This window comes from Embleya hyalina (assembly GCF_003967355.1).
Lineage (GTDB): Bacteria > Actinomycetota > Actinomycetes > Streptomycetales > Streptomycetaceae > Embleya > Embleya hyalina.
Window position 1 is genome coordinate 324,191 of record NZ_BIFH01000021.1, and the last position, 23,699, is coordinate 347,889.

A 23,699-nucleotide genomic window follows, 5' to 3' on the forward strand; every position below is an offset into this window, starting at 1 on the left:
GAGACGGGCCATCGCGTACGGTGAGCCCTCGAACGGATCGGCGGCTCGACTACGGGGGTACGGCGTGGAATCGATCGGCGTCGGGGACCCGTCCCGGATCGGGTCCTTCGCGGTGCTCGGCCGGCTGGGTGCCGGGGGCATGGGGCAGGTGTACCTGGGCCGTTCGCCCGGCGGGCGGCTCGTCGCGATCAAGGTGGTCCTGGGCGACCTGGCCGAGGATCCGCGATATCGCCGCCGGTTCGCCGCGGAGATCGCCGCGATGCGCCGCATCGGCGGCTTCTGGACCGCCGCGTTCGTCGACGCGGACGCCGACGCCGACGCACCGTGGTTGGCCACCGAGTACATCGCCGGCCCCTCGTTGACCGAGACGATCGCCGCGCACGGCCCGCTGCCCGCGTCGAGCGCGCGACTGCTCGCCGCCGGACTGGCCGAATCGTTGGCCGCGATCCACGCCGTGGGCCTGGTGCACCGCGATCTCAAGCCCTCCAACGTGCTGTTGGCCTCCGACGGCCCCCGGGTGATCGACTTCGGCATCGCCCGGATGGTCCGGGAGGCGAACGGGCCGACCCGGACGGGACACCTGGTCGGCACCCCCGGATTCCTGTCGCCCGAGCAGGCCGGGGGCGACGAGGTCGGGCCGGCGAGCGACGTGTTCGGGGTCGGTCTCGTGGTCGCCCACGCGACGACCGGACGCTCCCCGTTCGGAGTCGGCGACGCGGCGCAGATGATGTTCCGGGTCGTGTACCGGGACCCCGATCTCGACCCCGTCCCCGAGGAATTGCGGCCGGTGGTGGCCGCGTGTCTGCGTCGGGATCCGGCCGAGCGGCCCACCCCGGCGCAGGTCCTCGGGATGCTGGGCACCACGGCCCGCCCGATGGGTGCGGACTGGCTGCCGGCGGCCCACTCCGCGCTGGTCCGGAGCCGTTCCGCGACGGCGGCGGTGAGCGGCGGGGCGGCGCCGGACGCGCCGGGTGCGACGAGCGCGACGGACACCTCGCCGGCGCACGTGCCGCCGACCGACGTTCGGCCCCCGCACCTCCCCGACCACCCGGCCGAGGCGCCGACGGCGACCGCCGCCGTCGACCCGGTCGCCACCCCGCCGTCCCGGCCCGACCAACCCCCGGCCCGCCCGGCCGGGCCGCCGATGATCCCCCCGCCGCCCGTCCGGCCCGCGTACGCCCCCACCCCACCGGTCCCGCCGGCGCCGTCGAGCCCCGGGATCGCCCGCCGCCGCCTCCTGATCGGCGGTTCCGTCGTGGCCGCCGCGCTCGCCGGCGGCGGTGCGTACCTGCTCACCCGCGACGAGGGCAAGGGCGCCGCCGGCGCGGGCACGACCGCGAACCCGGCATCGTCCGGCGCCGGTTCGTCCGCGGGCCCGAACACCTCCACCTCGGCGCCGAACGGCACCGGCACCGGCGTGCAGCCGCCCGCGGCCCCACTGGCCCACCTCCTCCCCGAGCCGTACCGGTCCGAACGGCCCCTTGTCGTCGGCATGGACGCCGCCTACCCACCCAACGAGTTTCTGGACGGCGACGGCCGAAGCGTCGTCGGCATGTCCGCCGACCTGATCCGGGCGATCGGGCAACTGCTCGGTGTGAAACCGCGGTTGGAGAACACCGGGTTCGACGCCCTGATCCCGTCGCTGGCCGCGGGTCGGGTCGACCTGGTCGTGTCGTCGATGTTCGACACCAGGGAACGGGCGAACACGGTCGACTTCGTCGACTACTTCACGGCAGGCAGCGTGCTCCTGGTCGCGAAGGGCAACCCCCGGGGCATTCGTACCCCGGCCGACCTGTGTGGTGCGAAGGTGGCGGTGCAACGCGGCACGATCCAGGAGGACCTGGTCGCTCGCGCGAAAACCCGATGCGGGCCCGGCGCGTCGACCCCGACCACGTACGACGGCATCGACGCCGCCGCGAAGCGGATCGCCGAAGGCGGCGCGGACGTGGGTGTGTTCGACCTCCCCGTGGCGGTGAACGGCGTCCGAACCTCGGGCGGTGCCCTCGAAGTCGTCGGTGGGCAGATCGACCCCCAGCCGTACGGCATCGCCCTGCGCAAGACCGACACCGCGCTGCGGGACGCGGTGCGGCAGGCGTTGGAGCGCCTGCTGCAATCCGGGGAATACCGGGCGATCCTGGACCGCTGGCAACTCGGCGCGGGCGCCGTCTCGCGCGTCACGGTCAACAGCGCCTGAGCCACTCCCCGAATCCGGCGACGCCGCGAGCACGCGGCCCCCACGATCCCGAGGGACTTCCAACGGACGGCCGACCTCGGCGTCGGGGTGGCCGGGGCGCTTCCCAAGCGCTCGTTTGGATGGGGATACTGGCCGGCGTGGACCCCAGTACCGCGTTACGCGAATTCCTCGTGTCCCGGCGCGCCCGGTTGTCGCCGCGCGATGTGGGACTGTCCGACGACGGGCCCCGACGGGTGGTCGGTCTGCGCCGCGAGGAGGTGGCCTCGCTCGCCGCGGTCAGCGTCGACCACTACATACGCCTCGAGCGCGGCCAGGCCTCGCGCGTCTCGGACGCGGTCCTGGACGCCGTCGCCGAGGCGCTGCGCCTGACCCGGGGGGAACGGCAGTACCTGCGCAACCTGGCCCGGCCCGGAGCCGCGACCGCGCGGGAGCGGGCGGCGGTGCGCCCGGGGTTGCGCGTGTTGCTCGACGCGTGGGGCCCGCCGGCGTACGTGGTGGGCCGCAACGGCGTCATCGTGGCCTGGAACCGCGCGGCCACCCGGGTGTTCCTCGACTTCGGCGAAGTCCCGCCCGAGCGGCGCTCGATCGGCGGCCTGATGTTCGGCGACCCGCGCGCCAAAGCCCTGTACGCGGACTGGGAGCGCAAGGCGGGTGAGACCGTCGCCTATCTGCGGACCGAGGTCGGCAAGCGGCCCCGGGATCCGGACCTGGCCGTGCACCTGCGCGAACTCGCGGCGATCAGCCCCGACTTCGTCCGGCTGTGGTCGGCCCAGGCGAAGTTCGACCTGGCCCACGGGACCTGTCGCATCCGGCACCCGCTCGTCGGCGCGCTCGATCTGACCTACGAATCCCTGCACCCGTCCGACGACCCGGACAAGGTGGTGATCGCGTACGCGCCGGCGGACGCGGTCACCGCGGCGGCGCTGGCCCTGCTCGACGGCGAGTCGTGACCCACCCCCGCCGACCCGGCCGGGCCCGGGCGCCCCGAGCGAGACGGCGCGACCCCATCCGGGGAGCACGGATGGGGGCACGCGCCTTCGCCATACGATCGTGGATCCCCTCCACACCACCCACGATCGCCTCGGACCCACCGATCATCGACCACCACGCCGCGTCCCGACAGTGCAAACCCCGCACTGGCAGGGCCCGATGATCCGTGACCGGCGTGGGCGCCCGCTCGGCTCGCGATCGTGACGCGGCACTCCCGGGCCGTCGACGCGTCCATGACCGGGTGCTCGCCGCGCCGCGCACCTGCCCGCCGGCGTGGTCGAGGTCCGGGACCAGGACGAGGGGGACCACCTGCTCCGCGTCCGACCGACGCGCGAGGACGGCGCCGTCGCGACGATGGTCCTCGTTCTTTCCGGGTGATCCGAACCCACTCTTGTCCCGGGTCGCGGCGACGACCTACGGTGACGGGCGGGCCACGGTGGAGACGGCCCGTGCGACCACCCGAAACATCGCGGGTACCGTCCTGTTCGCGTTCGTGACCGAGGAAACGGGTGTCCCATGCGCTTGTCCCGACGGATCGCCGCAACGACCGGAATCGTGGCCCTGACCCTCGGCGGTCTCGCCGCCGCGCCCACCGCCCAGGCCGCCCCGGCCGACTGTGTCGCCTACCTCGCCGTGGCGGGATACACCTCGATGATCACCGGTACCGCCTGCGGGTACGGTGCCAACGGCCCGGCCGGAGCGGCCGCCTGCGCGTCCCTGCTCACCGGTGCCGAGGGCGTCCCCGTGACGATCGCCGGCCGCGCCTGCGCGTACGCCGGCCGGTAGAGTCCGCGAACGGCCGCGCCCGGGTCGACCGCGATCCCGACCCGCACGCCCCGGCCGAAACGGGCCACCGCCCCGCGACTTCGGCCCGCGGGGCGGTGGGATATGGGTCCGTGACGGTCGGGGGCGGCCGCACGGAGTGCGAACCGAGCGGCGGGATCAGGCCGTTGCCGACCGGCGGCGGCGGACCACCAGGGTGCCGGCGCCCAGGACCAGCACACCGGCGGCACTCGCCGGCAGCACGATGTCGGCCGCCGAGGATCCACCGTGACGCGTGCTCGGCGTGGCCGCGAAGCCGCCCAGTTTGCCGTCACGTCGGTACGTCGAACCGGGCAACTTGTCGGCGTACCGGTCGTGTACGAGCCTGCGATAGTCGGCCAGAGTCGCGCCGTTCGCGCCGACCGACTGCTGCGCGGCCGGGTTCAGCGGCAGGACGCGACCCGCGTGCACCCGGTACCACGCCGCGATCTGCGGCTCGGTGAACACCGTGTCGCCACCCGCCTGGCGGGCGTAGCCGACCTCGTCGACACCCGACAGCACGTTGGTGACCCGCCACGCGCCCGAGGCGCGGTCGCGCACCGTCCACACGGTCGCCTCGACCCCGGCGGCCGAACGGGCCTCGGTGGCGAGATAGGCGAAATTGGCCACCGGCACCGACGAGTTGCCGCCCCGCACGAAGTCCGCGTTGAGCGAGTACACCGGAACCGCGGCGCCCACGAGCCGCGGGGCCTGGGCCGCCGCCGCCTCGGGGGCGACCTTCGACTGCACCACCGCGCCGTTTTGCGCGGTCGCACGCTGGTCGAGGTGGACGAAGAAGGTCGCCAGCCGGTTCGTGGTCTCGGGGGAGACCAGAGCCTGCTGCGCCGCGTTCCGGTCGGCGGCCGTCTGCGAGTCGCCACCGGTCGAGGCGGCGTCACCGGCGGCCGACGCGGTCGGTGCGAGGAACAGCAACGCACCGATACCGACGGTGGCCAGCACCCCGACGCGCCGAACGGGCGCGCGGGAGTGGTCGGGCCGGGAACGAAAGATGTCGGTCATCACACTCACGCCTCTCCGTACAGCGACTCGGCCCACTGGAACTCGTAGTTGGCGACGTACGAGTTGTAATCCATCTCGCCGTAGCGCTGACTGGACGGCCACGGGTCGGCGTACATCAGCGTTCCGTTGTCCGAGTCGTAGCCGTACAGGACGTTCGCGTGCCCACCGCCCGCGGTCCAGTAGATACCCACCACGATCGGCGAGTTGGCGTCGATCGAGGACGCCACCGTGTCGATGCCGAGCGTCCCGGTGACCCGCCCCGTTCGCATGCCGAGGCGGGACCAGGCCCGCTGTACGTCGCTCAGCTCACCGGGCTGATTCGGGCACTGGTAGTTGGTGGGCAGGCCGCGGGCGTAGTCGCAGAAGGTGTTCTGACTGGTGTTCAGGCCCCGGCCGAGATACCTGGCCACGGACAACCCGGTGGCCGCCCAGCACCACTGGTTCTGCACCTGGGTCAGTTCGGTGAAGGCCAACTGCCGTGCGCCGTAGGCGGCGGGCGGACCGCCCGGGGCGACCTTCAGGGGCGCGGCGACGGACGGCCTGGCCGGCGCCGCCGACGCGTTGCCGGCCAACGGAACGGCCAGACACAGCGCGGCGGTCACTCCGGCACAGACCGACTTCCAGCGCCGCGACGGGGTGGCCGGCAGGTTCGCGGCGCTTCGAACCGTACCGTGATTCCGCAGAATCATCGTGTCTCCTTCTCGTCCGGCGCGGGGGCACCGGACGGAGATCGAGGGGGGACGCGACCGGCGAGGGGGCGCCGCGGACGGAACGGGACACGCGGTGCCGGACGTCCCGAACGACGCGCGCGATGAGTCGTTCGGGACGCGGAGGAAGTCCCTCGCCGGTCGTGCGGGGGAACACCGGCAACGCTGATCCTTCGCGGTCCGCCGCGGAACCCCCCGGACGGAAAGCAGGGGGTTCCCCCGAGCCCCCCTCGGTGCCGCGGCCAACCGCGAAGCGCGACTATCGCGCCTGGTGGGACTCGCCGTTCGCGCCCAGGGAGAGCCGGATCAGCTCGGCGCGCGAGCGGATCCCGAGCTTGCGGTACACCCGGGTCAGCGTGGACTCGACCGTCTTGGCGGACAGGAACAGGCGGGTGGCGATCTCGCGGTTGGTCGCGCCGTCGCCGACCATCTCCGCGACCCGATGCTCCGCCGGCGTCAACGCCCGCGAGCGCGCCTCGACGGCCGGACGACCCGAGGCCGGGTCGTCCGCGCAGGTGACCCGCTCCAACTCGGTGCGGACCTGATCGAGCCAGGGACGCCCCGCCGTGCGCACGAACGCCAGTTCCGCGCCGCGCCACGCGGCCAGTGCGGCGGCCGGATGCCGGCGGCGCAACTCCACGACACCGAGCGCCAACAGGTCGCGGCCGTGCTCCATCGGCAGGCCCAGTTCGCGATGCCGCTCCGCGGTCGTCCGCAGGCACTCGGCCGCGCCGGCCAGGTCGCCGGACTCGCCCCGAACCAGCGCGTCGGCCCGGGACAACGACGCGAACACCCCGTCACGGCCCAACCGTTGCGCGGCCTCCCCGACCTCGGCCACCACCGCCCGCGCCTGATCGTGATCGCCCACCGCCACCAGCGCCTCGGCCAGATCCACACCCCACGGGATCGCCGCCGGATCCACGATGCCGCGCCGCCCGGCGATCGTGCGGGCCCGACTCAGGCAGCCCACCGCCGCGACCGGATCGCGCAGTCGATACGAGATCTGCCCCAGGATGCACAGCGCCAACGGCAGATACACCTGATCCTGCTCGGACCGACCCACTCGGATGCCTTCGCGGGCCAGTTCCGCGCCCCGGACCGGATCGCCCCCGGCCGCCTCCGCCACCGCCGCCGCATAGTAGGCCGGGCCGAACTGCGCGCCGATCTCGCGAGCCACCCGCAACGCCTCGTGCCCGGCCGCCAACGCCTGGGCGCAGCGCCCCGCCCGGACGTCCACGTCGACTTTGGCGCAGAGCAGGAACACCTTCTCCTCCGCGTCGTCGGATTCCTTCGCCCGGCGCAACATGCGGTCGAGTTCGGTCGCGGCGTCGACGAGCCGATCGGCGAAGAAGTCCAATCGTGCCTTGACCCCGCGCGGGCCGTTGTGGCCGCCGGTCGGCCCGGCGTCCTGGGGCCGGGCCAGCGCCCGGGTCAGCGGTTCGCGGGCGTTCGGCCGGCCCTGGAGGGTGCCCACGAACGCCTGGAGGGCGAGTGCGACCTGTTCGGTGGAGCGGTCGCCGCCGCGCCGGGCCAGCGTCGCGGCGCGCGCGGCCTCGGTCCAGGCGATCGCCGAGTCGCCGTCGCTGATGTGCGCCTTGCACGCGCGCAGATAGTGCAACCGGGCCCGCCCGCACGTGTCGTCGCCGACCTGGGCGAACGCCTCCGCGAACACCTCGTCCAGGTCGTGCAGCGCCTGGTTGGCGGCGTTGATGATCAGGATGCAGGCCCGGACACGTTGCGCGGGGGCGGGGCCGAGGGCGAAGACGTGACCGGCCAGTTCGCGACACAGCTCGTAGTCGGTGGCGGCGTAGGCGTGGCCGGCGCCGTCGAGGCAGCGTTCGCATCTGCGGTCGGCGTGTTCGTCCGGGGTACGCGCCACGGCGAGGCGCGCCAGCGCGGCGGCCTCGTCGGGCATGCCCCGGCGGCGGGCCTGTTCGGCGGCGGCCATCAGCGTGCCGGCCACCCGTTCGTCCGGGCAGGGCAGGGCCAGGGCCAGATGGCGGGCCCGTTCGATCGGCTCGCCGCACACCTCGGCGAGCGCGGCATGCGCGGCGCGGCGCTCCTCCGCGCTGCCGCCGTCGTACAGGGCGGCGGCGAACAGCGGGTGGACGAACCGCAGTCGATCGCCGTCCTCACCCACGTCGAGGATGCCGGCGGCGGTCGCGTCGGCGACGGTGTGCCGGACCAGGTCGTCGCCGACCGGGTCCGCCGTGTGGATCGGCGCGTCGTGCGCGGCGTGCACGAAACCGAGTGCCGCCCGCAGCGTCGCGACGGTGGGGCGGCCGGCGGCACCGGCGAGCAGCAACAGCCGGCGGGCGTCGGTCGACCAACCCTCCAGCCGGGCGGTGAGCAGCCGGCGCAGCCGATCCGGTACGGGCAACGGTTGGTCGCGGGTCGGGAACCGGTCCAACCGGCGGAGCGCGCGGGCGAGTTCGAGGGCGTACATCGGGTTGCCCGCGCCGGCCCGATGCACCTGCCGGCTGAGCCAGTGGGGCAGGGGGCGTTCGTCCGTCGGATCGTCGGGGCCGGGCGTGGTCGGCACGGCGCCGAGGAGGCCGACCGGTCCACCGGCTCCGAGAGCCCCGACGGTCCCGACGGTCTCGAAGACCGCGACGGAACCGGCAGTTCGGTCGATCCGGTCGATCCGGTCGGTTCGATCGAGGAGATCGCGGGTCTCCGCCAGGCCCAGGGGCGGGAGTTCGAGTTCGAGCAGGTCGCCGGGACAGAACCGGCAGCCGTGGATCGGCCCGGCCGGCGGATCGGTGGTCTCGGCGACCACCACGCGCACGCGCGCGGGATCGAGGCGTCGGGCGACGAAGGCCAGCACCTCGGCACTGGCCGGATCCACCCACTGCGCGCCGTCGATCGCCACCAGTGCCGGAATGGACGCCGACAACGTCCGCAACACCGCGAGCGTACCCAGACGCAACGCCAGCGGATCCGGCCCGCCCGGCCCGCCCGGCTCCCGGCACAACACGACCCGCAGCGCCGAGCATTGCGGCGCCGGCAGCGCGCGCAACACCTCGTCGGTGACCGGATCGAGCAGATCGGCGAGCGTGGAGAAGGCCAACTCCCGTTCCGCCGCAGCTGGTTCGGTGCGCAGCAGCGGAGCGCCGCGGTCGCCGGCGAGCAGCGCGCGCAGCATGTGGGACTTGCCGATCCCGACCGGACCGTGCAGGACGACGCCGCCCGAGGCGAGCCGATCCCGGGCCAGCGCGGTCAGTTCGTGTCGCGTACGGTCGGTGTGCGCCACGCGTCGTCCTCACCATGCCGGATCCACATCCGCCGAGGCCGCCACCCGCCCGCGGCCGGACCCATCGTCACGCGGCTCCCGCCGGGCGTCAACGGGCGTGCGGCCGGGGCCTTTCCGGATGCCCCTCGGCCGTGGACGAGCCGGCGGGGTCAGGTGCCCAGATAGCGCAGGATGGCCAGGACCCGGCGGCTGTACCCGGTTTCGGGGCCGTGCGGCAGGTCGAGTTTGTCGAAGATGGCGTTCGCGTGCTTCTCGACGGCGCTCTGCGACACGTGCAGGGCCTTGGCGACGGCCGCGTTGGTGCGGCCCTCGGCCATGTGCGCCAGAACCTCGGACTCCCGGGTGGTCAGCCGGTCCAGGGGGTCGGTGTGGGTGGTCCGGGACAACAGTTGGCGGACCACCTCCGGGTCGAAGGCGGCGCCGCCGGCGGCCACCCGGGCCAGCGCGTCGAGGAAGTCGTCCACGTGTGCGACACGGTCCTTGAGCAGATAGCCGACCGCCGCGCCGTCCTGGGTCAACAACTCGACCGCGTAGCGCTTCTCGATGTACTGGGACAGGACCAGCACGCCGACGCCGGGCTGCCGGCGGCGCACCTCCAGGGCCGCCCGCAACCCCTCGTCGGTGTGTGTCGGCGGCATGCGTACGTCGGCCACCACCACGTCGGGCACGTGTGCGGCGACCGCTTCGACCATCGCCTCGCCGTCACCCACGCCGGCGACCACCTCGTGCCCCTCGTCGGCGAGCAGGCGGGCCAACCCCTCCCGCAGCAGCGCCGAATCGTCGGCCAACACTATGCGCACGGTACCTCCGCCGTGATCGTGGTGGGGCCCCCGGGCGGACTGTCCACCCGCAGGGTTCCGTCGAGCGCGCCGACCCGCCGGGCCAGCCCGGAGAGCCCGCCACCGGCCGGATCCGCGCCGCCCACGCCGTCGTCGACGATCCGTACGGCGATCCGGTCGCCGTTCCGGTCACCTGTCCGGTCGCCCACGTCGGCGACCGTCACCGTCACCGCGTCGGCGCGGGCGTGCTTGACCGTGTTGGTGACCGCCTCGGCGACCACGAAGTAGACCACCGTCGCGACGATCGGCGCCGGCTCCGACCGTACGCCGTAGTCCAGTTCGACCCGCACCGGCGCGCGCTCGGCGATCGTCTCCAGAACCGCGCGCAAGCCGCCGTCGTCCAACCCCGTGGGATGGATCCGCCACGCCACGTCCCGGAGATCGGTCAGCGCCTGCTGGGCCTGCTCGTGTGCCTGGCGCAACAAATCGTCGGTCCGCGCCGGATCGCCGCCGCGCCGCGCCCGGCCCAGCAGCATGCCCAGGGCGACCAGACGCTGCTGCACCCCGTCGTGCAGATCCCGCTCGATCCGCCGCCGCTCCTCGTGTACCGCCTCCACCACGCCCGCCCGGCTCGCCGCCAACTCGTCCACCCGACGCCGCAACACCTCGCTCGGATCCGGCCCGAGCAGCCGCCGGGCCAGCGTGCGGTCGGTGTCCGCGAGCCCGACCAGACCGTAGCCGGCCAGACACAGCAGGGCGGCCCCGGGCAGGACGAGGATCACCACGTCGGCCGTGGTCGTGTTCGGACTGCCCGACACCCACGCACCCACCATCACCGCGCCGAACCCGACCCCGGTGACGACCAGCGCGAGCACGGCGCCGCCGAGCAGCCCCACCGGGACGTGCGCGGCCAGATACCGGAGCAGGCGGCGGGTGTCGGTCGGCAACGGCTGCACCGCGCCCGGCCCGGCCAGGCGCCGCCGCTCCCACCCGGCCAGCGCCCGGGCACCACGGGCGAGGGGGCGAGGGGGCCCGGATCCCCGCCGCCCGGTCACCGCCCACACCGGGCCGGCCACGATCAGGAAGAGCAGGACGAGAATCGCGGTGAGGGCCCCCAACGCCAGCGTTCGCACGGCCGCGCCGGCGGCCCCGGTCCGGCCGCGCAACATCGGGCGCAACCCGGGGGCCTCGGCCGTCGTGTCGGACGCGTACCCCGAAGCATGCTCCGACGCGTATTCCGACGCATGTTCCGACGCGTGTGTCGACGTGTGCTCCGATGCGTATTCCGAACTCCGCAAGGTCCCTCCCCTCGGTCTTCGCGCCACAGCCCTCCGATCGGCCGTCCGATCGGCAACCGGAGCAGACGAGCCTGCCGGCCGAGCCGATCGCCTCGACCACCCGGGTCGCCGATTCAGCTTCCGCCGGCCATCGCCTCGGACAGCGGGACCCGGGTCGCCCGGCGCGCCGGCAGCCAGGCGGCGAGCACGCCCACGGCGATCGCGCCGAGCAGGACGGCGGCGCAGGTCGACCACGGCACGGTGAGCGTGTCCAGGCCCTTGTCGGCCAGTACGCGCCGGGTGGCCACGCCCCAGACCAGGCCGGGGATCAGCCCGAGGAGCGCGCCGACCACGGAGATCAGTACCGCCTCCGCGCGGATCATTCGCCGGATCCGCCGCCGGGTGAGGCCGAGCGCGCGCAACAGCGCCAGTTCGCGGGTGCGTTCGACCACGGACAGCGCGAGCGTGTTGACCACGCCGAGCACGGCCACCAGGATCGCCAGGGCCAACAGCGCGTACACCAGGTCCAGGGCCAGCGCCACGGTGTCGTGCAGCGCCGCGCGATAACTCTCCCGATCGCGGACCTTCGTCTGCGGATGGGCGGCCAACCGCCGTTCGAGGTCCTCGGCCACCCGGGCCCGATCCGCTCCCGCCGCGGCGGTGGCGAAGTACACGTCGTCCAAGGGCACTTGGTCGGCCGGCAGTTGCGCACGGACGACGTGGGTGCCGACGTACGTGGCACCGGAGGCGAACACGTCGCCGTCGCGCACGATCGCGCCGACCCGGAGCCGGGCCGTGCCGCCGCCGTGGAAGCGCACCGCGACGGGATCGCCGACCGCGAGCCGGTACTCCTCGGCGAACGCCTGTGGAACGGTGATCCCGTCCCCGCCCGGCGCCAGCGTCGAGCGTGCGTCGCCGGCGGTGAAGCGCAGCCGGAAGTCGTCGGTGAAGCGTTCGGTGGTGGCGGTCAGATCGTGGTCGCGATCGGTGCCGTGCGCGGTGATCAGATCGGCCCGCACGGTCTTTTGCGCGGTGACGTGGTCCAGGCCCGGCGTCTCGCGGACGGCACGCGCCACCTGTTCGGTCATCGGTCGGGCGGACATCACGAAGTAGTCGGCGTTCATGGTGCGTTGCAGTTGGCCGTCCACGGAGGTCACCAACGAGGCGGCGAGCAGGGACAGGAAGCTCACCAGGGCGATGCCGACCATCAGGGCCGAGGCCGTGGCGCCGGTGCGACGCGGGTCACGGATGGTGTTGCCGCGCGCGAGCCGGCCGATCGGCCCGGATCGGCGCGCGAGCAGCCGGTCCAGGCCGCGTACCGCGTGGACGCTCAGGAACGGGGCGCCGGCGACGGTCGCGAGCAGGGTGAGCAGTACGCCCAGCGCGAGCAGCGGCCCGGCGGCGGCGAGTTCGTCGGCCCGGACCGCGAGCAGCAGCGCACCCCCGCCGAGGACACCCGCGACCGCGGCGAGCACCGTACGGGCACGCGGCGATCGCACGTCGCTCGGGCCGGCCCCGCGCAGCAGGGCGGCCATCGGCGGCACCCGGCCGGCCCGGCGGGCGGGCAGCCAGGCGGCCGCGAGGGTGATCAGCACCCCGACCGCGTACACCACCACCGGGGTCCCCGGCCGCACCGTCGGCCCACCCGCCGCCGGGGCGTCGCCGACCGTCCCGACCAGCCGGATCAGCCCGACCGCCAGTGCCACGCCCAGGGCCAGGCCGAGTGTCGAACCCGCGACGCCCAACACCCCGGCCTCGCCGAGCACCAACCGGTTCACCTGCCCGCGTCGGGCGCCGACGGCGCGCAACAACCCGCTCTGTCGCGTGCGTGCGGCGACCAGCATCGAGAAGGTGTTGCCGATCAGGAACACCCCGACCAGCACCGAGATCCCGGCGAAGCCGAGCAGGATGTAGGTGACCAGGTCCAACGAGGCCCCGGCGGCGTCCCCGCGGGCGGCGGCCTCCCCGTCGCGGGTGCGGACGGTATAGGGCGCGGTGTCGGGCAACACGGCCAGGACCGCCTGCCGGAGCCGGGCGTCGGCCACCCCGGGCGCGGCCTCGATCGCGACCGAGGTGAAGGCGTCGGCCCCGCCCAGCAGGCCGCGTCGCGCGGTCGCCGGGTCCAGGAACACCTCGGCGTCGCCGACCCGGTCGGCGCGGTCGCGGGCGATGCCCACCACGGTCGCCTCGAACGTCCCGGGCACGGCCGCCACCCGCAGCCGGTCGCCGAGGCCGATCCCGTGCGTTCGCGCGTTCCTCGCCGCCACGACCGCCTCCGCCGGGCCGGTCGGCGCGCGGCCGCGATCCAGGCGCGGCGCGGCCTCGGCCGGCCAGTCCGCGACGAGGCTGCCGCGCGAACGCAGCGGTGCGCCCCGCCCGTCCAGCACGACGGTGTCCGGGACGTGCACCCGCCCGTAGGCGCCGCGCACCCCCTCGGCCCGGGCCGCCGCGTCACGCACCCGGGCGGGCACGGTCGGCGGGATGCCGGTGCCGTCCTGGCGATCCGCGTGCGCCGCCGGGGTGATGGTCACATCGGCCGCCGCGTCCGCGAACGCCGCGCGGGTCGACGCCGCGACCGAGTCCCGGAACACCAGGGTCCCGGCCACGAACGCGGTGCCCAGCACGATGGCCACCAGTGCCAGGAGCATGCGGGTCCGATGGGCGAGTACTCCGCGCAGCGAGACGCGGGCCAGGATCATCGCCACACCCCGCGCGCGCCGTCACGGACGGGGCCTCGGCCGGCGGGGCCCCGGTCGGCTCGACCGCCGGCGCCGGGCTCGACGCCGACCCGACCGTCCGGGCCGTCGTGTCCCGGCCCCGCGTGCCCGTCCAGTCCGCGCATGCGCTCGAACACGCCGTCCGCCGTGGGGTCGGCCAGATCGTCCACAATCCGGCCGTCGGCCAGGAACACCACCCGGTCCGCGTACGCCGCCGCACGCGGATCGTGGGTGACCATCACCACCGTCCGACCCCACTCGTCCACCCCACGCCGGAGCAGGTCCAGGACCCGGACGCCGGCGCCGGAGTCGAGGTTTCCGGTCGGCTCGTCGGCGAAGACCAGTTCCGGGCGGGCCACCAACGCCCGGGCCACCGCGACCCGTTGTTGCTGACCGCCGGAGAGCGCGCCCGGGCGATGGCCCAGTCGATCGGCCAGTCCGGTCGCCTCGACGATCCGGTCCAGATGCGCCCGATCCACCCGCCGCCCGGCGATCTCGACCGGCAGCGTGATGTTCTCCAGCGCGGAGAGCGTCGGCAGCAGGTTGAACGCCTGGAAGACGAACCCGAGCCGGTCGCGCCGCAGTTCGGTCAGCGCATCGTCGTCCAGATCGCCGAGTTCGGTGTCCCCGATCGCCACGTCGCCCCGGGTGGCGGTGTCCAGCCCGGCCAGACACTGCATCAGCGTCGACTTGCCCGAACCGGACGGCCCCATGATCGCGGTGAAACCGCCGCGCATCAGCTCCAGATCCACCCCGGCCAACGCCGTGACCCGACCGGCGCCGGACCCGTACTCCTTGACCAATCCCCGCGCCCGCGCCGCCACCGGCGATGTGGCCGGCGTGTATCCGGTCGCCGACCCGCCCCGCGTCCTGCTCCTCGGCATCCGCCGACCTCCTCGCTCGCCCGGTGTGGGCCCGCTCCCGCGAACGGGCCCCGAATCACCGGTACGAGCAGCCTGCTGGAGCACGGACGGCCGCGACATGGGGCCGAGCGCCGGGTCCACCTGCGGAAAACCACACCCCCGCGGGGTGGTGTCCCGGTGCGCGCCGACCGTGTTGCCCGGCCGCACACGTCGACCACGATCCCGCCCGGCCGGCCGGCGGTTATCGCCGTGCCGGGACCGCGTCGATCGCGTCGGCCACCGCCTCGGGGGCGGAGATCATGGGGAGGTGGCGGGACCTGGGGATGAGCGTGGGGGGTGGCGCGCCGATGCGGTCGGCGGTGTCGGTGGGGGTCTTCCGGTCGAACACGTCGTCGTTCGCGCCGAAGACCACCGACTTGGGCATGGGTACGTCGCGCAACCGTTGCAGGCGGTCGGCGGATATACCGAGCACCCCCTCGCCGAGCATGCTCCACAACGCGCCCTCGGCCCCCGCCACCTGGAAGGGCCGCCGCCACTGGTCGACCCCCGCGCCGTCCAGCCGGGGGCACTCCGGTCCGCACTGCGAGCCGTACACCTTCCGGATCAGCCAGTCCGTACCGAGCCCGATCCGCAGCAGGCTGGTGCGGAACGGATCGATCAACACGTACTCGAGCGCGGACGGCGGGCCCGCGCCGGTGTCGAGCGCGTCGCCGTCGAGGAGCATCATCCCCCCGATCCGCTCCGGCGCGCGCAGGGCCGCCTCCGCGACCATCGCGGCCCCGCTGGAGTGGCCCACCAGCAGCGGCCGTTCACCCGGACCACCCAGGTGCATCGCGTCGAGGAAGCCCAGGAGTTGCCGGGTGAGGTGGTCGACCGTGTACGGGCCGCGCCGCTGGCTGTAGCCGTATCCGGTCAGGTCGAACGCGTAGACCCGGTGGTTGCGGGCCAGCAGCGGAGCCAGCCGCGACCAGGTGTCGACGGACTCGAACGCACCGTGCACGAGGACGACGGGCGACCCGGACGTGCCCCATGTCTGGTAGCGCGTACGGATGTCGGCCGCCTGTACGTAGGTCAGCCCCTCGGGTGGGTCGGCCCGGTCGTCGGTGAACGCGTTGTACGTGAACGACGCGAGCGTCACGGCGACCAGCGTCACCACACAGGTCAACGCGATGCGCCGCCCCCAACGGCGAAGCCGCGACCGTGACCGGGGCGGCGGAGCCCCGTCGGATGGCGGGTCCGTGACCGGATCGTCGGTGTCCGAGAGCGGGTCGGGTGTGGCGGCGCCGGCGCCGGCCTCGGTCACCGTCGCGGTCGCGCCGGCGCCCGGCCGGGCCTCGGCGGTCGAGCCGGCCTCGTCGCCCCGGCCGCCGCCCTCCGCTCCGCCGGCGCCGGTGCCGACTTCGGAACCGGCTTCGTCGTCGGTGCCGTTCTCGGTTGGTCGGTGTTCCACAGCAGTTCCCCGTCGGTGGTCGAAAGCGCCGGTACACGACCCGGCCCGGCCGCGGCGGCGCACCGGGTGGGGCGGACGCCTCCGCCCCCGCGGCCGCCCTGACGAGAACAACTCTCGCCCGCGCCCCCCGGCGCCCGCATCCGACGGGAGAAGGCTCCTCGCGTGCTCCGTGGGCGGCATGGCACGGCGAAGCCCATGCTCCCCCGGAAGTAGTCGCCACGCCGCACCGGGCCCGGTCGCGGCGGCGGAATCAGGGACGCGGGTGGTCGCCGGTCGCCCCGTCGAGGAGTTCGCGCACGATGTCCATGTGGCCGGCATGCCGCGCCGTGTCCTCGATCATGTGGATCAGGACCCAGCGCAGGGACACCGTATTGCCGTTCCAGGACGTGCCGACGTCGTCCAGGCCGAGTTCGTCGATCACCCGGTCGGCGGCGACACGCGCACGGCCGTAGAAGGCGACGAGGTCGGCCGCGGATTCTTCCGGCAGCACGGTCATGTCGTCTTCCGGGGCGAACCACAGCGGCTCGGTCGCACGCCCGAAGGTCGTACAGAACCACCCGTACTCGACGGCCGCCAAGTGTTTGACCAGGGACAGCAGATTGGTCCCCGAGGGCGTCATGGGTCGTCGCAACGCGTCGTCGTCGAGACCGTCGAGCTTCCACAGGACCGCGTCGCGATGCCGATCGAGACTGGCGAGCAGGCTCTCCTTCTCGGCACCGGTGTAGGGCACGATTCTTGTCATCGACGGACCCTAACAGCGCACACGGCGCACCCCCGCGAACCCCGCCCGGCCCCGAGCCGTCAGCCGAGGAAAAGCGGAAGCCGCGCCGCGAGTTCACCCAGTTCGGCCCGCTCCCCGTCGGTCGCCGCCCGCCGCCCGGTGCCGACCAGCAACGCGTCCCGGTCCGACCACGACGCCGGGAAACCGGTCCCGGCGATCCGCTCCAGCAACTCGCGGGTGCGGGCCAGCCCCTCGGCGGGCGGGTCCGCCGCGTCCGGCAGGTGCGCGATCAGGTCGAGGTGGTGCAGGGTCCACTCCAGGACGTAGACGGACAGGTAGTCGCCCACGGTGAGAACCTGGTCGCGCGTACCGACCCGCAGCTTCGGATCGGCCAGTTCGGCCGCACGCCCGGCGGCCGAGCCGACGTCGTCGAGGTGGAACTTGAGCAGCCCGGGATCCTGATACGCGGCGGCCAGCCGAACCGTCAGCGCGTCGAGCGGATCGTCGCCGGTCGGCGGCGTCTCGGCGACCTCCCAATACGTCACCGCATCGCGCGTCGGCTCCGTGTCGGCGGGCGTCACGAGAGTGATCAGGACGTCCTGCGCGTCGATGACCAGGTGGCACACCAGGTCCCGCACCAGCCAGCCGGTACACCCCGACGGCCGTGCGAAGTCCTCGTCCGAAAGCCCGGCGACCGCCGCGCGCAATGCCGTCCACGAGCGTGAGAAGAGTTCCACCCGGGCACGGTAGTCCGCGCCCGAGACACCGGACAAACGCTTTTACCCGGCGCCTCGACGACCGGCCGTGCCCGATTGCGGCCGGACGTACGACCCGATCGGGCCGTTCACCCGCACGGGTGCGTGGGTCGGAGCGGGGATTTTCCCGAGTCGTGTGCCCCGGGGGGCCGGGCGGTCCGGTCGTGCGTATGCGCGATGCGGCGAGGGCGGTTTTTCTGGTGTGGGCGATCGGCCTCACCGAATGGGAGTGAACATGCGTACGACGACCGGGGCGGCGAAGAGCACGCCGGGCGGCGAGGGCGGGGGAGGCGGTGGTGGTGACGGGCGGCGTCGACGCGCCATGTCGTGCCCGCGATGCCTGGGCGCGAGCGAGCGCTGTACCCACACGATCGGGGAGTCGGCCGGCGTGATCGTCGTCGACAAGGGCGGGTTCGCCGCCGGCTCGGCGTCCTCCCGGTCACCACGCCGGGCCGCGTGGTCCCGCACGGGTACGGAGCGGGGGCGCGGCCGCCGGAACCGGTGAGAATCGACCACGGATCGACCACGGATCGGCGCCGGCCGGACTGTCGGCGCCGATTCGGCACACACGGCACGGGGGCGAGGCCCGAGGCACGACGGAAGCGGGCGGACGCACGTCGCCGACCACATCCCGGTCCACGAGTCGATGTCGATATCCGACACGAACTCCGGCACCACCGCGACCGCACCCGGTACTTCCTCCTCCGCTCCGACCCGGGCGCCGGGATCTCCGAACGCCACGCCGCCGGCGACCCGCGACCCGGCCGATCACCCGGCCCGATCGGCGGTCCGCACGGGACCGGTCATCGGCCGCCGTCGGCCCGGCGATGGGCACGCACGATCAGGTCGGCCGTTTCGTCGGCGATTCGATGCACCTCGTCGTCGCTCAGGGGTTGCACGCCGTGCAGCGACGCGACCCGGCCCTCGGAGGCCAGCAGGATCACGAACTGCCGTGCGCTGCGCTCCGGCTCCGGGACGTCGAGGTCGCCCGCCGCGTCACGTTCGGCGAAGTAGGCGGCCAGCGCTGCGAGTACCTCGCGGGGGGCGTTCTTGCGCCAGATGAGCTGGAGTTCGGGATGGCGGGCGATCTCGGCGATGGTCAGGCGGTGCAGCGCGGCGGCGTCGGGGTCCAGGACGCTGCGCAGGATGCGCACGCCGGCGGCGCTCAGATCGGCGTGCGGGTCTCCGGTCGCGGTGATCGGGTCCGGTCCGTCGCCGGCGCCGTCCCCGGTGGTCGGTCCCGGTGACTCCCGGGTCGCGGCGATGAACAACCGTTCCTTGTCGCCGAAGTGCGCGTACACCGTCTGCTTGCCGACGCCCGCGGCGGCCGCCACGGCGTCGACGCTCGCGCCCGCGTAGCCCTCGCGCAGGAAGACGGCGAAGGCGGCGCGCAGGATCGCGTCGCGCTTCGCGGCGGAGCGGCGCCCGATGGACGCCGTGCCGGATGTGGGGGATTCCGCTGCGGATTCGGCCATGGCCCGATCCTACCCCTTGCCAAGACTGGACCGTCTCGTCTAGTTTCGCCGATGTTGAAACAAGACGGAACGGTCTAGTCTTATGAAGGAGGGCGCGTCATGAAAGCCACCGAGCCCCGCCCCGTTCCCCACCCCCGAGGTGTTTCCTCCGAAGCCCCCGAGCGCATCGCCGACGCCGTGCCCCCTCCGGGTGGACGCGGCCGGATCGTCGCCGTCGGCGTGGTGATGGCGGCGGTCGTCATGGACATGCTGGACGCCTCCGTCGTGAACGTCGCCCTGCCGACGCTGCGTGCCGACCTGCACGCCGGGAGCGCGATGTTGCAGTGGCTGCTCGCCGGATACACGCTGGCCTTCGCCGTCCTGCTGACCGCGGGTGGGCGGCTCGGCGACGTGCTCGGCTATCGGCGGGTGTTCCTGGTCGGCACCGGCGTCTTTACCGTGTTGTCCGTGGCCTGCGCCCTCGCGCCGAACGCCGAACTGCTGGTCGCGGCGCGCATCGGGCAGGGCGCGGCGGCGGCGCTGATGGTGCCGCAGGCCACCGCGTTGCTCCAGATCATGTACGCGCCGCACGAACGGGCGCGGGTGATGGGCCTGTTGAGCCCGATCGCGGGGCTGAGCGCGGCACTCGGCCCGCTGGTCGGCGGGGCGATCCTGCATGCGGACCTGTTCGGGACCGGGTGGCGGCCGATCTTCCTGATGAACCTGCCGGTCGGTGTCGCGGTGCTCGTCGCCGCGTATCGCCTGCTGCCGTCGGGGCGTTCGGCCGGCGCGCCGCGCTTCGACCCGCGCGGCACGGTGTACGCCGTGGTCGGGTTCGGGCTCCTGGTCCTGCCGTTGGTCCAGGGGCCGGCGCTGCACTGGCCCGCCTGGACGGTGGTGTGCCTGGTCGTGTCGCCGATTCCGCTGACCCTGTTCGTGCGGGATCAGCGGGTACGGGCGGGGCGCGGTGAGGCCACGCTCGTCGAGCCGAGTCTGTTCCGGCGCCGGTCGTTCGCCGGCGGGCTTGCGGTGAGCCTGGTGGTGGAGGCGGTCCTGGGTGGGTTGATGCTGGTGGCGACGTTCGCGCTACAGGACGGCCTCGGCCTGAGCGCGCTCGCCGCCGGGCTGGCCACGCTGCCGATGATCGTCGGCATGGTCGTCGGCGCCGCCGTCCTGGCCGACCCGTTGATCCCGCGTGTCGGCCGGCACGTGGTCACCATCGGCGGCGCGACCGTCGCGGCCGGAACCCTCGCTCTGCTGTGGCCGTTTCGGCACTACGGCGCCGATTGCCCGGTCTGGGCGCCGATGCCCGGCCTGTTCGTCGCGGGTGTCGGACTCGGCATGCTGATGGGCCCGCTGTTCGCGATCACCCTCCAGGACGTCGACACCGCCCACGCGGGTACCGCCTCCGGCACCCTCGAAGCGGTCGAACAACTCGGCGGCGCGCTCGGCGTGGTCACGATCGGCGCGGTCTTCCTCCACCACACGACCGCCGGCGACTCCCTCGGCACCGCGTTCGGGTGGGGGGCGGGTGCGATCCTGATCGTCCTGGCCCTGGCCCTGGCCCTGGTTCCGCTGTTGCCCCGGCGCTTTCGTACCGAGGACGAACTCGGCCCGGAGTAACGGCGCCCGCCCGTCTCGGCGATCGGCTCAGTCGAACAGGGACTCCTGTACGTCGCTCGGCGGGAGGAACTCGGGTTCGATCGGGGGCGGGTACGTGCCCGCGATTCGGGCGAGGTCCTCCAGGGTGGACCAGCGGCGGCCGGCGACACCCTCGCCGACGAGGGTGTGGAACAGGTGGGTCACGGCGTAGGCGTCCCAGGTGGCCGCGCGATCCTGCGGCGGCTGGAGGCCGATGGTGCGCAGGCGGCCGTCCAGCGACTGCGGCGTGGCGGTGGGCCGGACGACGGCGGCCAGGGTCATCAGGTCCAGCACGACGCAGGACGCCAGGGCCGGGCAGTACGCGCGTTGTTCGCGGATGATCGTGGTCTCGGCGAAGGGCGGGACCGCGATCAGCGCGTGCGGGTGGTCGCCCGAGATCCGCCGGTCGATCGCGGCCAGTGCCTCGGCCGGGGACCCGGGCTCGGCCGGTGGGACGGGGGCCGTGATCGGCGCGGGGGGAGGGCTTCCGGGCTCGGGCGGCTCGATCACCGCGTGCGCCCGCCAGGAGACGAGGTCCCCGATCCCGTGGTGCGTGAGGGCGGCGACCTCCACCGGCGCCGGGCGATGCACACCCCGGGTCACCAGCCGGAAGCGAAGCCCCACGAAGCGCACATCGGACAGTGCCGTCGTAGTCGCGTGTCCTGCCATGCCGGGAGTGTAGGCGCGCCGCCCCGGGGAATCCCGAACCCCCGTCGGCACAGGCGTTTTGCGCCCACGGCACTCGCGGTACCGACGGCACTCGCGGCACTTCCCGCGCTCAGAGCGGTTCGAGCCGAGCGTGGGTGGCCCGCTCGAACAGATCGAGCAGCGACGCCCGGGTGTCCGCGTTCTCCGCCGAGAGGAAGCCCTCGCGATCGACGCGAACGACCAGAACGTCATGGCAGTCCAGCAGTTCCGAGAACCCACGATTCTCGATGATGTCCCACAGGGCATCGAGACTGCGCCCCCGCCAGTGGCCCAACGCCTCCGCGTTCACCGCGACCAGCGCCTCCCGGAACTCCATCAGGGTCGCAACCCGCAACCCCCGCACGTCCAGCACCAGTTCGTCCATGTCCACCGCTCAGACCACCGCCGCCCGGATCGTGAGGGTTCCGGCGGTGGTGTCGAGGGCGGCCTCGGTGCCGAGCGGGATCGTCGGCGGGTGGGGGCCGTGTCCGGCGGGGATGCCACCGAGGACGGGGACGCCCAGGCGGGCCAGTCGATCACGCAGGACGTCCACGATGCCCCATCCGCCCAGGGTCGGGTCGTCGGCGTCCCGCTCGAAGCCGAGGAATCCTCCGAGTACCACCCCGCGCAGACCGTTCAGGGCACGGCTGCGGGCGAGTTGGGTGAGTGCACGATCGACCTCCCCCAGCCCCGTGCCTCGCCGGTGTTCGAGGAAGAGGATGGTTCCGTCGAGGGCGGGCAGCCCGGCTCCGGCCTCGGTGCGGATCGCGTCGAGGTGCCGCCGACGAGGACGCCGACCGCCGTGCCGCCGAAGGTGATCGGGGCGGTCGCCTCGGTGGGGTCCCGGCGCAGGGTGACCGGGGTGGTGGTGGTCAGTGCGCGGCGCAGGGCGGTGGCCGAGGCGGGGCCGCACCGGTCTCGGCTTCCGTCCGGGAACGGGCCGTGCAGGGAGGCGAGTCCGCAGCGGGCCCACAGGGCCAGGTGCAGGTGGGTGATGTCGCTGAAGCCGACCAGGGGCTTCGGGTCACGGCGCAACGCGTCGAAGTCGAGGTCGTCGACGATGCGGTAGGCGCCTTTTCCGCCTCGGCTCGCGAGCACGGCGCGAACTCCCGGATCGCGGAAGGCCGCGTTCAGGTCGGCGGCGCGGTCCTCGTCCCGGCCCGCCATGTACCCCCATCGGTCGAAGGTGTGTTCGGCCACCTCGACCCGCAGCCCCCATGACGTCAGCAACGCGACGCCGTACGCGACGCCGTCGCGGGTGGGTGGACTGGCGGGGGAGACGATGCGTACCCGATCACCGGGGCGTAGGCGTGGGGGGAGGACGGTTCGTCGAGGGTTGTCGCCGGTGTTCACGGTGGAAGCCTTCCATGGGCTGCCGGCGAGTGGAGGGTGTGGCCGGTGACGAATTCGGAGGTGATCCGGAACCATGTCTGGTGGGGGTCGTGGGGGATGGGAAGCAGGTGCTTCAGGCGGGTGAGTGTGGTGGGGTCGTCGATGCGGGAGGCGTGGCCGGTGATGGTGCCGGTCCAGCCGGTGTGAGCGGTCGGGTCGATGTGGTCGGTCTGGAATGCGACCACCGTGTCGAGGGCGGCCTTGGCCAGGGGGGAGTCGGGCGGGGTGCGAAAAACCACGCATTCCCGGTCGAGCGCGAACGGCACCACGTGGACGGCCGGGAGGGCGCCCTCGCTGACGATGACGCGTCCCATCGGCTCGCTCGCCATCAGGCGGAGGGTTTCTCGGCGGCCGAGGGGGTGGTTCGTGGGTGGGGGCTTGCTCATGGCTCAACCTTCGAACCGGGACCGGGTGCGGCACAGGGCCGAACGGCCCTGAGTCCGCGCCGTTGTGCGCGCCGCACCTCGCGCCGTGGCACGTGCCGCGCCGCGAGCCTGACGACCCCGCGAGGTCGTCAGCGCAGGGGGACGCGCCACTCCAGGGCCGCGCCGCCGTCCGGTGCCGGGCCGAAGGTGTGGGTGCCGTCGAGGGATTCGGCGCGTTCGCGGATGTTGCCCAGGCCGCTGTCGCGGGTCGGAGTGGGCGGCGGGCCGACGCCGTTGTCACGTACCCGCACCCACACCTCCGTCCCGTCGGTCTCGACGTGGACCTCGACCCGGTTCGCGTGTGCGTGGCGGGCGGTGTTGGCGAGTGCTTCGCGCAGGACGGCGATCAATTGGACGGCGATGGTTTCGGGTACGGAGGTGTCGAGGAGGCCGTCGACGCGCAGGGTGGGGGCGAAGCCGAGGGTTTCGGTGGCGGCGTCGACCTCGCGCAGGCAGCGTGAGCGCAGTCCGGTGCCGGTGTCGCGGTCGCGGGCCTTGAGGGAGAAGATCGTGGAGCGGATGACCTTGATGGTGTCGTCGAGGGCGTCCACGGCGGATTCGACGCGTTCCAGG

The 23,699-nt window shown here is 73.7% G+C and carries 22 protein-coding genes; 5 read left to right on the forward strand and 17 right to left on the reverse strand.

Features of this window, described 5'->3' with window-relative positions:
• Positions 1-64 precede the first annotated feature (64 nt).
• The 3 genes from EMA17_RS55395 (at position 65) to EMA17_RS22080 (ending at position 3,970) form a co-directional block, all read left to right on the forward strand.
• Positions 65-2,194, forward strand: coding sequence for a bifunctional serine/threonine-protein kinase/transporter substrate-binding domain-containing protein (locus tag EMA17_RS55395; protein WP_160161497.1), 2,130 nt, complete (start codon positions 65-67; stop codon positions 2,192-2,194).
• 137 nt (positions 2,195-2,331) lie between these two features.
• Entirely contained in the window at positions 2,332-3,144 is an 813-nt protein-coding gene (locus EMA17_RS22075) for a helix-turn-helix transcriptional regulator (protein ID WP_126638801.1), read from the forward strand.
• 556 nt (positions 3,145-3,700) lie between these two features.
• Complete coding sequence (locus EMA17_RS22080; RefSeq protein ID WP_126638802.1) at positions 3,701-3,970, forward strand: hypothetical protein; 270 nt, start codon at positions 3,701-3,703, stop codon at positions 3,968-3,970.
• Between the two features lie 156 nt (positions 3,971-4,126).
• On the opposite strand, the gene EMA17_RS22085 is transcribed toward EMA17_RS22080, so the two are convergent.
• The 10 genes from EMA17_RS22085 to EMA17_RS22130 form a co-directional block, all read right to left on the reverse strand.
• A complete protein-coding gene (locus tag EMA17_RS22085; RefSeq protein ID WP_126638851.1) occupies positions 4,127-5,005 on the reverse strand; it encodes a hypothetical protein in 879 nt (292 codons plus the stop codon).
• Between the two features lie 5 nt (positions 5,006-5,010).
• Positions 5,011-5,694 (reverse strand): papain-like cysteine protease family protein, encoded by a 684-nt coding sequence (locus EMA17_RS22090; RefSeq protein ID WP_126638803.1) that lies wholly within the window; start codon positions 5,692-5,694, stop codon positions 5,011-5,013.
• 277 nt (positions 5,695-5,971) lie between these two features.
• The gene (locus EMA17_RS22095; protein ID WP_126638804.1) at positions 5,972-8,965 is read right to left on the reverse strand and encodes a helix-turn-helix transcriptional regulator; all 2,994 of its coding nucleotides are present in this window, start codon (positions 8,963-8,965) and stop codon (positions 5,972-5,974) included.
• 149 nt (positions 8,966-9,114) lie between these two features.
• A complete protein-coding gene (locus EMA17_RS22100) occupies positions 9,115-9,765 on the reverse strand; it encodes a response regulator transcription factor (protein WP_170222207.1) in 651 nt (216 codons plus the stop codon).
• Positions 9,756-10,913, reverse strand: a complete 1,158-nt coding sequence (locus tag EMA17_RS22105; protein WP_126638805.1) for a sensor histidine kinase — start codon at positions 10,911-10,913, stop codon at positions 9,756-9,758. Before EMA17_RS22105 ends, EMA17_RS22100 begins: the two co-directional genes overlap by 10 nt.
• Positions 10,914-11,155: 242 nt before the next feature.
• Complete coding sequence (locus EMA17_RS22110) at positions 11,156-13,720, reverse strand: ABC transporter permease (RefSeq protein WP_126638806.1); 2,565 nt, start codon at positions 13,718-13,720, stop codon at positions 11,156-11,158.
• On the reverse strand, positions 13,717-14,622 hold the full coding sequence (locus tag EMA17_RS22115; RefSeq protein ID WP_126638807.1) for an ABC transporter ATP-binding protein: 906 nt from the start codon (positions 14,620-14,622) through the stop codon (positions 13,717-13,719). Before EMA17_RS22115 ends, EMA17_RS22110 begins: the two co-directional genes overlap by 4 nt.
• Positions 14,623-14,842: 220 nt before the next feature.
• On the reverse strand, positions 14,843-16,051 hold the full coding sequence (locus tag EMA17_RS22120) for an alpha/beta fold hydrolase (protein ID WP_218042963.1): 1,209 nt from the start codon (positions 16,049-16,051) through the stop codon (positions 14,843-14,845).
• Positions 16,052-16,301: 250 nt separating this feature from the next.
• Entirely contained in the window at positions 16,302-16,793 is a 492-nt protein-coding gene (locus EMA17_RS22125; protein ID WP_126638808.1) for a DinB family protein, read from the reverse strand.
• A gap of 59 nt (positions 16,794-16,852) precedes the next feature.
• Complete coding sequence (locus EMA17_RS22130; protein WP_126638809.1) at positions 16,853-17,509, reverse strand: maleylpyruvate isomerase N-terminal domain-containing protein; 657 nt, start codon at positions 17,507-17,509, stop codon at positions 16,853-16,855.
• Between the two features lie 253 nt (positions 17,510-17,762).
• Here EMA17_RS22130 and EMA17_RS22135 point away from each other — a divergent pair, with 253 nt between their 5' ends.
• Complete coding sequence (locus EMA17_RS22135; protein WP_126638810.1) at positions 17,763-18,032, forward strand: hypothetical protein; 270 nt, start codon at positions 17,763-17,765, stop codon at positions 18,030-18,032.
• Between the two features lie 298 nt (positions 18,033-18,330).
• Here EMA17_RS22135 and EMA17_RS22140 read toward each other — a convergent pair whose 3' ends face one another.
• Positions 18,331-19,002 (reverse strand): TetR/AcrR family transcriptional regulator, encoded by a 672-nt coding sequence (locus tag EMA17_RS22140; RefSeq protein WP_126638811.1) that lies wholly within the window; start codon positions 19,000-19,002, stop codon positions 18,331-18,333.
• Between the two features lie 99 nt (positions 19,003-19,101).
• On the opposite strand from EMA17_RS22140, the gene EMA17_RS22145 reads away from it, so the two are divergent.
• The gene (locus tag EMA17_RS22145) at positions 19,102-20,604 is read left to right on the forward strand and encodes an MFS transporter (protein ID WP_126638812.1); all 1,503 of its coding nucleotides are present in this window, start codon (positions 19,102-19,104) and stop codon (positions 20,602-20,604) included.
• 27 nt (positions 20,605-20,631) lie between these two features.
• Here the strand turns inward: EMA17_RS22145 and EMA17_RS22150 are convergent, their stop codons facing one another.
• The 6 genes from EMA17_RS22150 to EMA17_RS22170 all read right to left on the reverse strand — a co-directional run.
• Positions 20,632-21,291: a hypothetical protein gene (locus tag EMA17_RS22150; RefSeq protein WP_126638813.1), complete on the reverse strand. Its 660-nt coding sequence runs from the start codon at positions 21,289-21,291 to the stop codon at positions 20,632-20,634.
• A gap of 109 nt (positions 21,292-21,400) precedes the next feature.
• A complete protein-coding gene (locus tag EMA17_RS22155; protein WP_126638814.1) occupies positions 21,401-21,694 on the reverse strand; it encodes a barstar family protein in 294 nt (97 codons plus the stop codon).
• A gap of 9 nt (positions 21,695-21,703) precedes the next feature.
• Entirely contained in the window at positions 21,704-22,051 is a 348-nt protein-coding gene (locus EMA17_RS53350; protein WP_246126822.1) for a hypothetical protein, read from the reverse strand.
• Complete coding sequence (locus EMA17_RS22160) at positions 21,946-22,662, reverse strand: S66 peptidase family protein (RefSeq protein WP_218042965.1); 717 nt, start codon at positions 22,660-22,662, stop codon at positions 21,946-21,948. The genes EMA17_RS53350 and EMA17_RS22160 overlap by 106 nt, the downstream gene beginning before the upstream one ends.
• The gene (locus EMA17_RS22165) at positions 22,659-23,087 is read right to left on the reverse strand and encodes a pyridoxamine 5'-phosphate oxidase family protein (protein WP_126638815.1); all 429 of its coding nucleotides are present in this window, start codon (positions 23,085-23,087) and stop codon (positions 22,659-22,661) included. The genes EMA17_RS22160 and EMA17_RS22165 overlap by 4 nt, the downstream gene beginning before the upstream one ends.
• 128 nt (positions 23,088-23,215) lie before the next feature.
• On the reverse strand, positions 23,216-23,699 hold a 484-nt coding region (locus tag EMA17_RS22170; RefSeq protein ID WP_371863027.1), incomplete at its 5' end, for a sensor histidine kinase.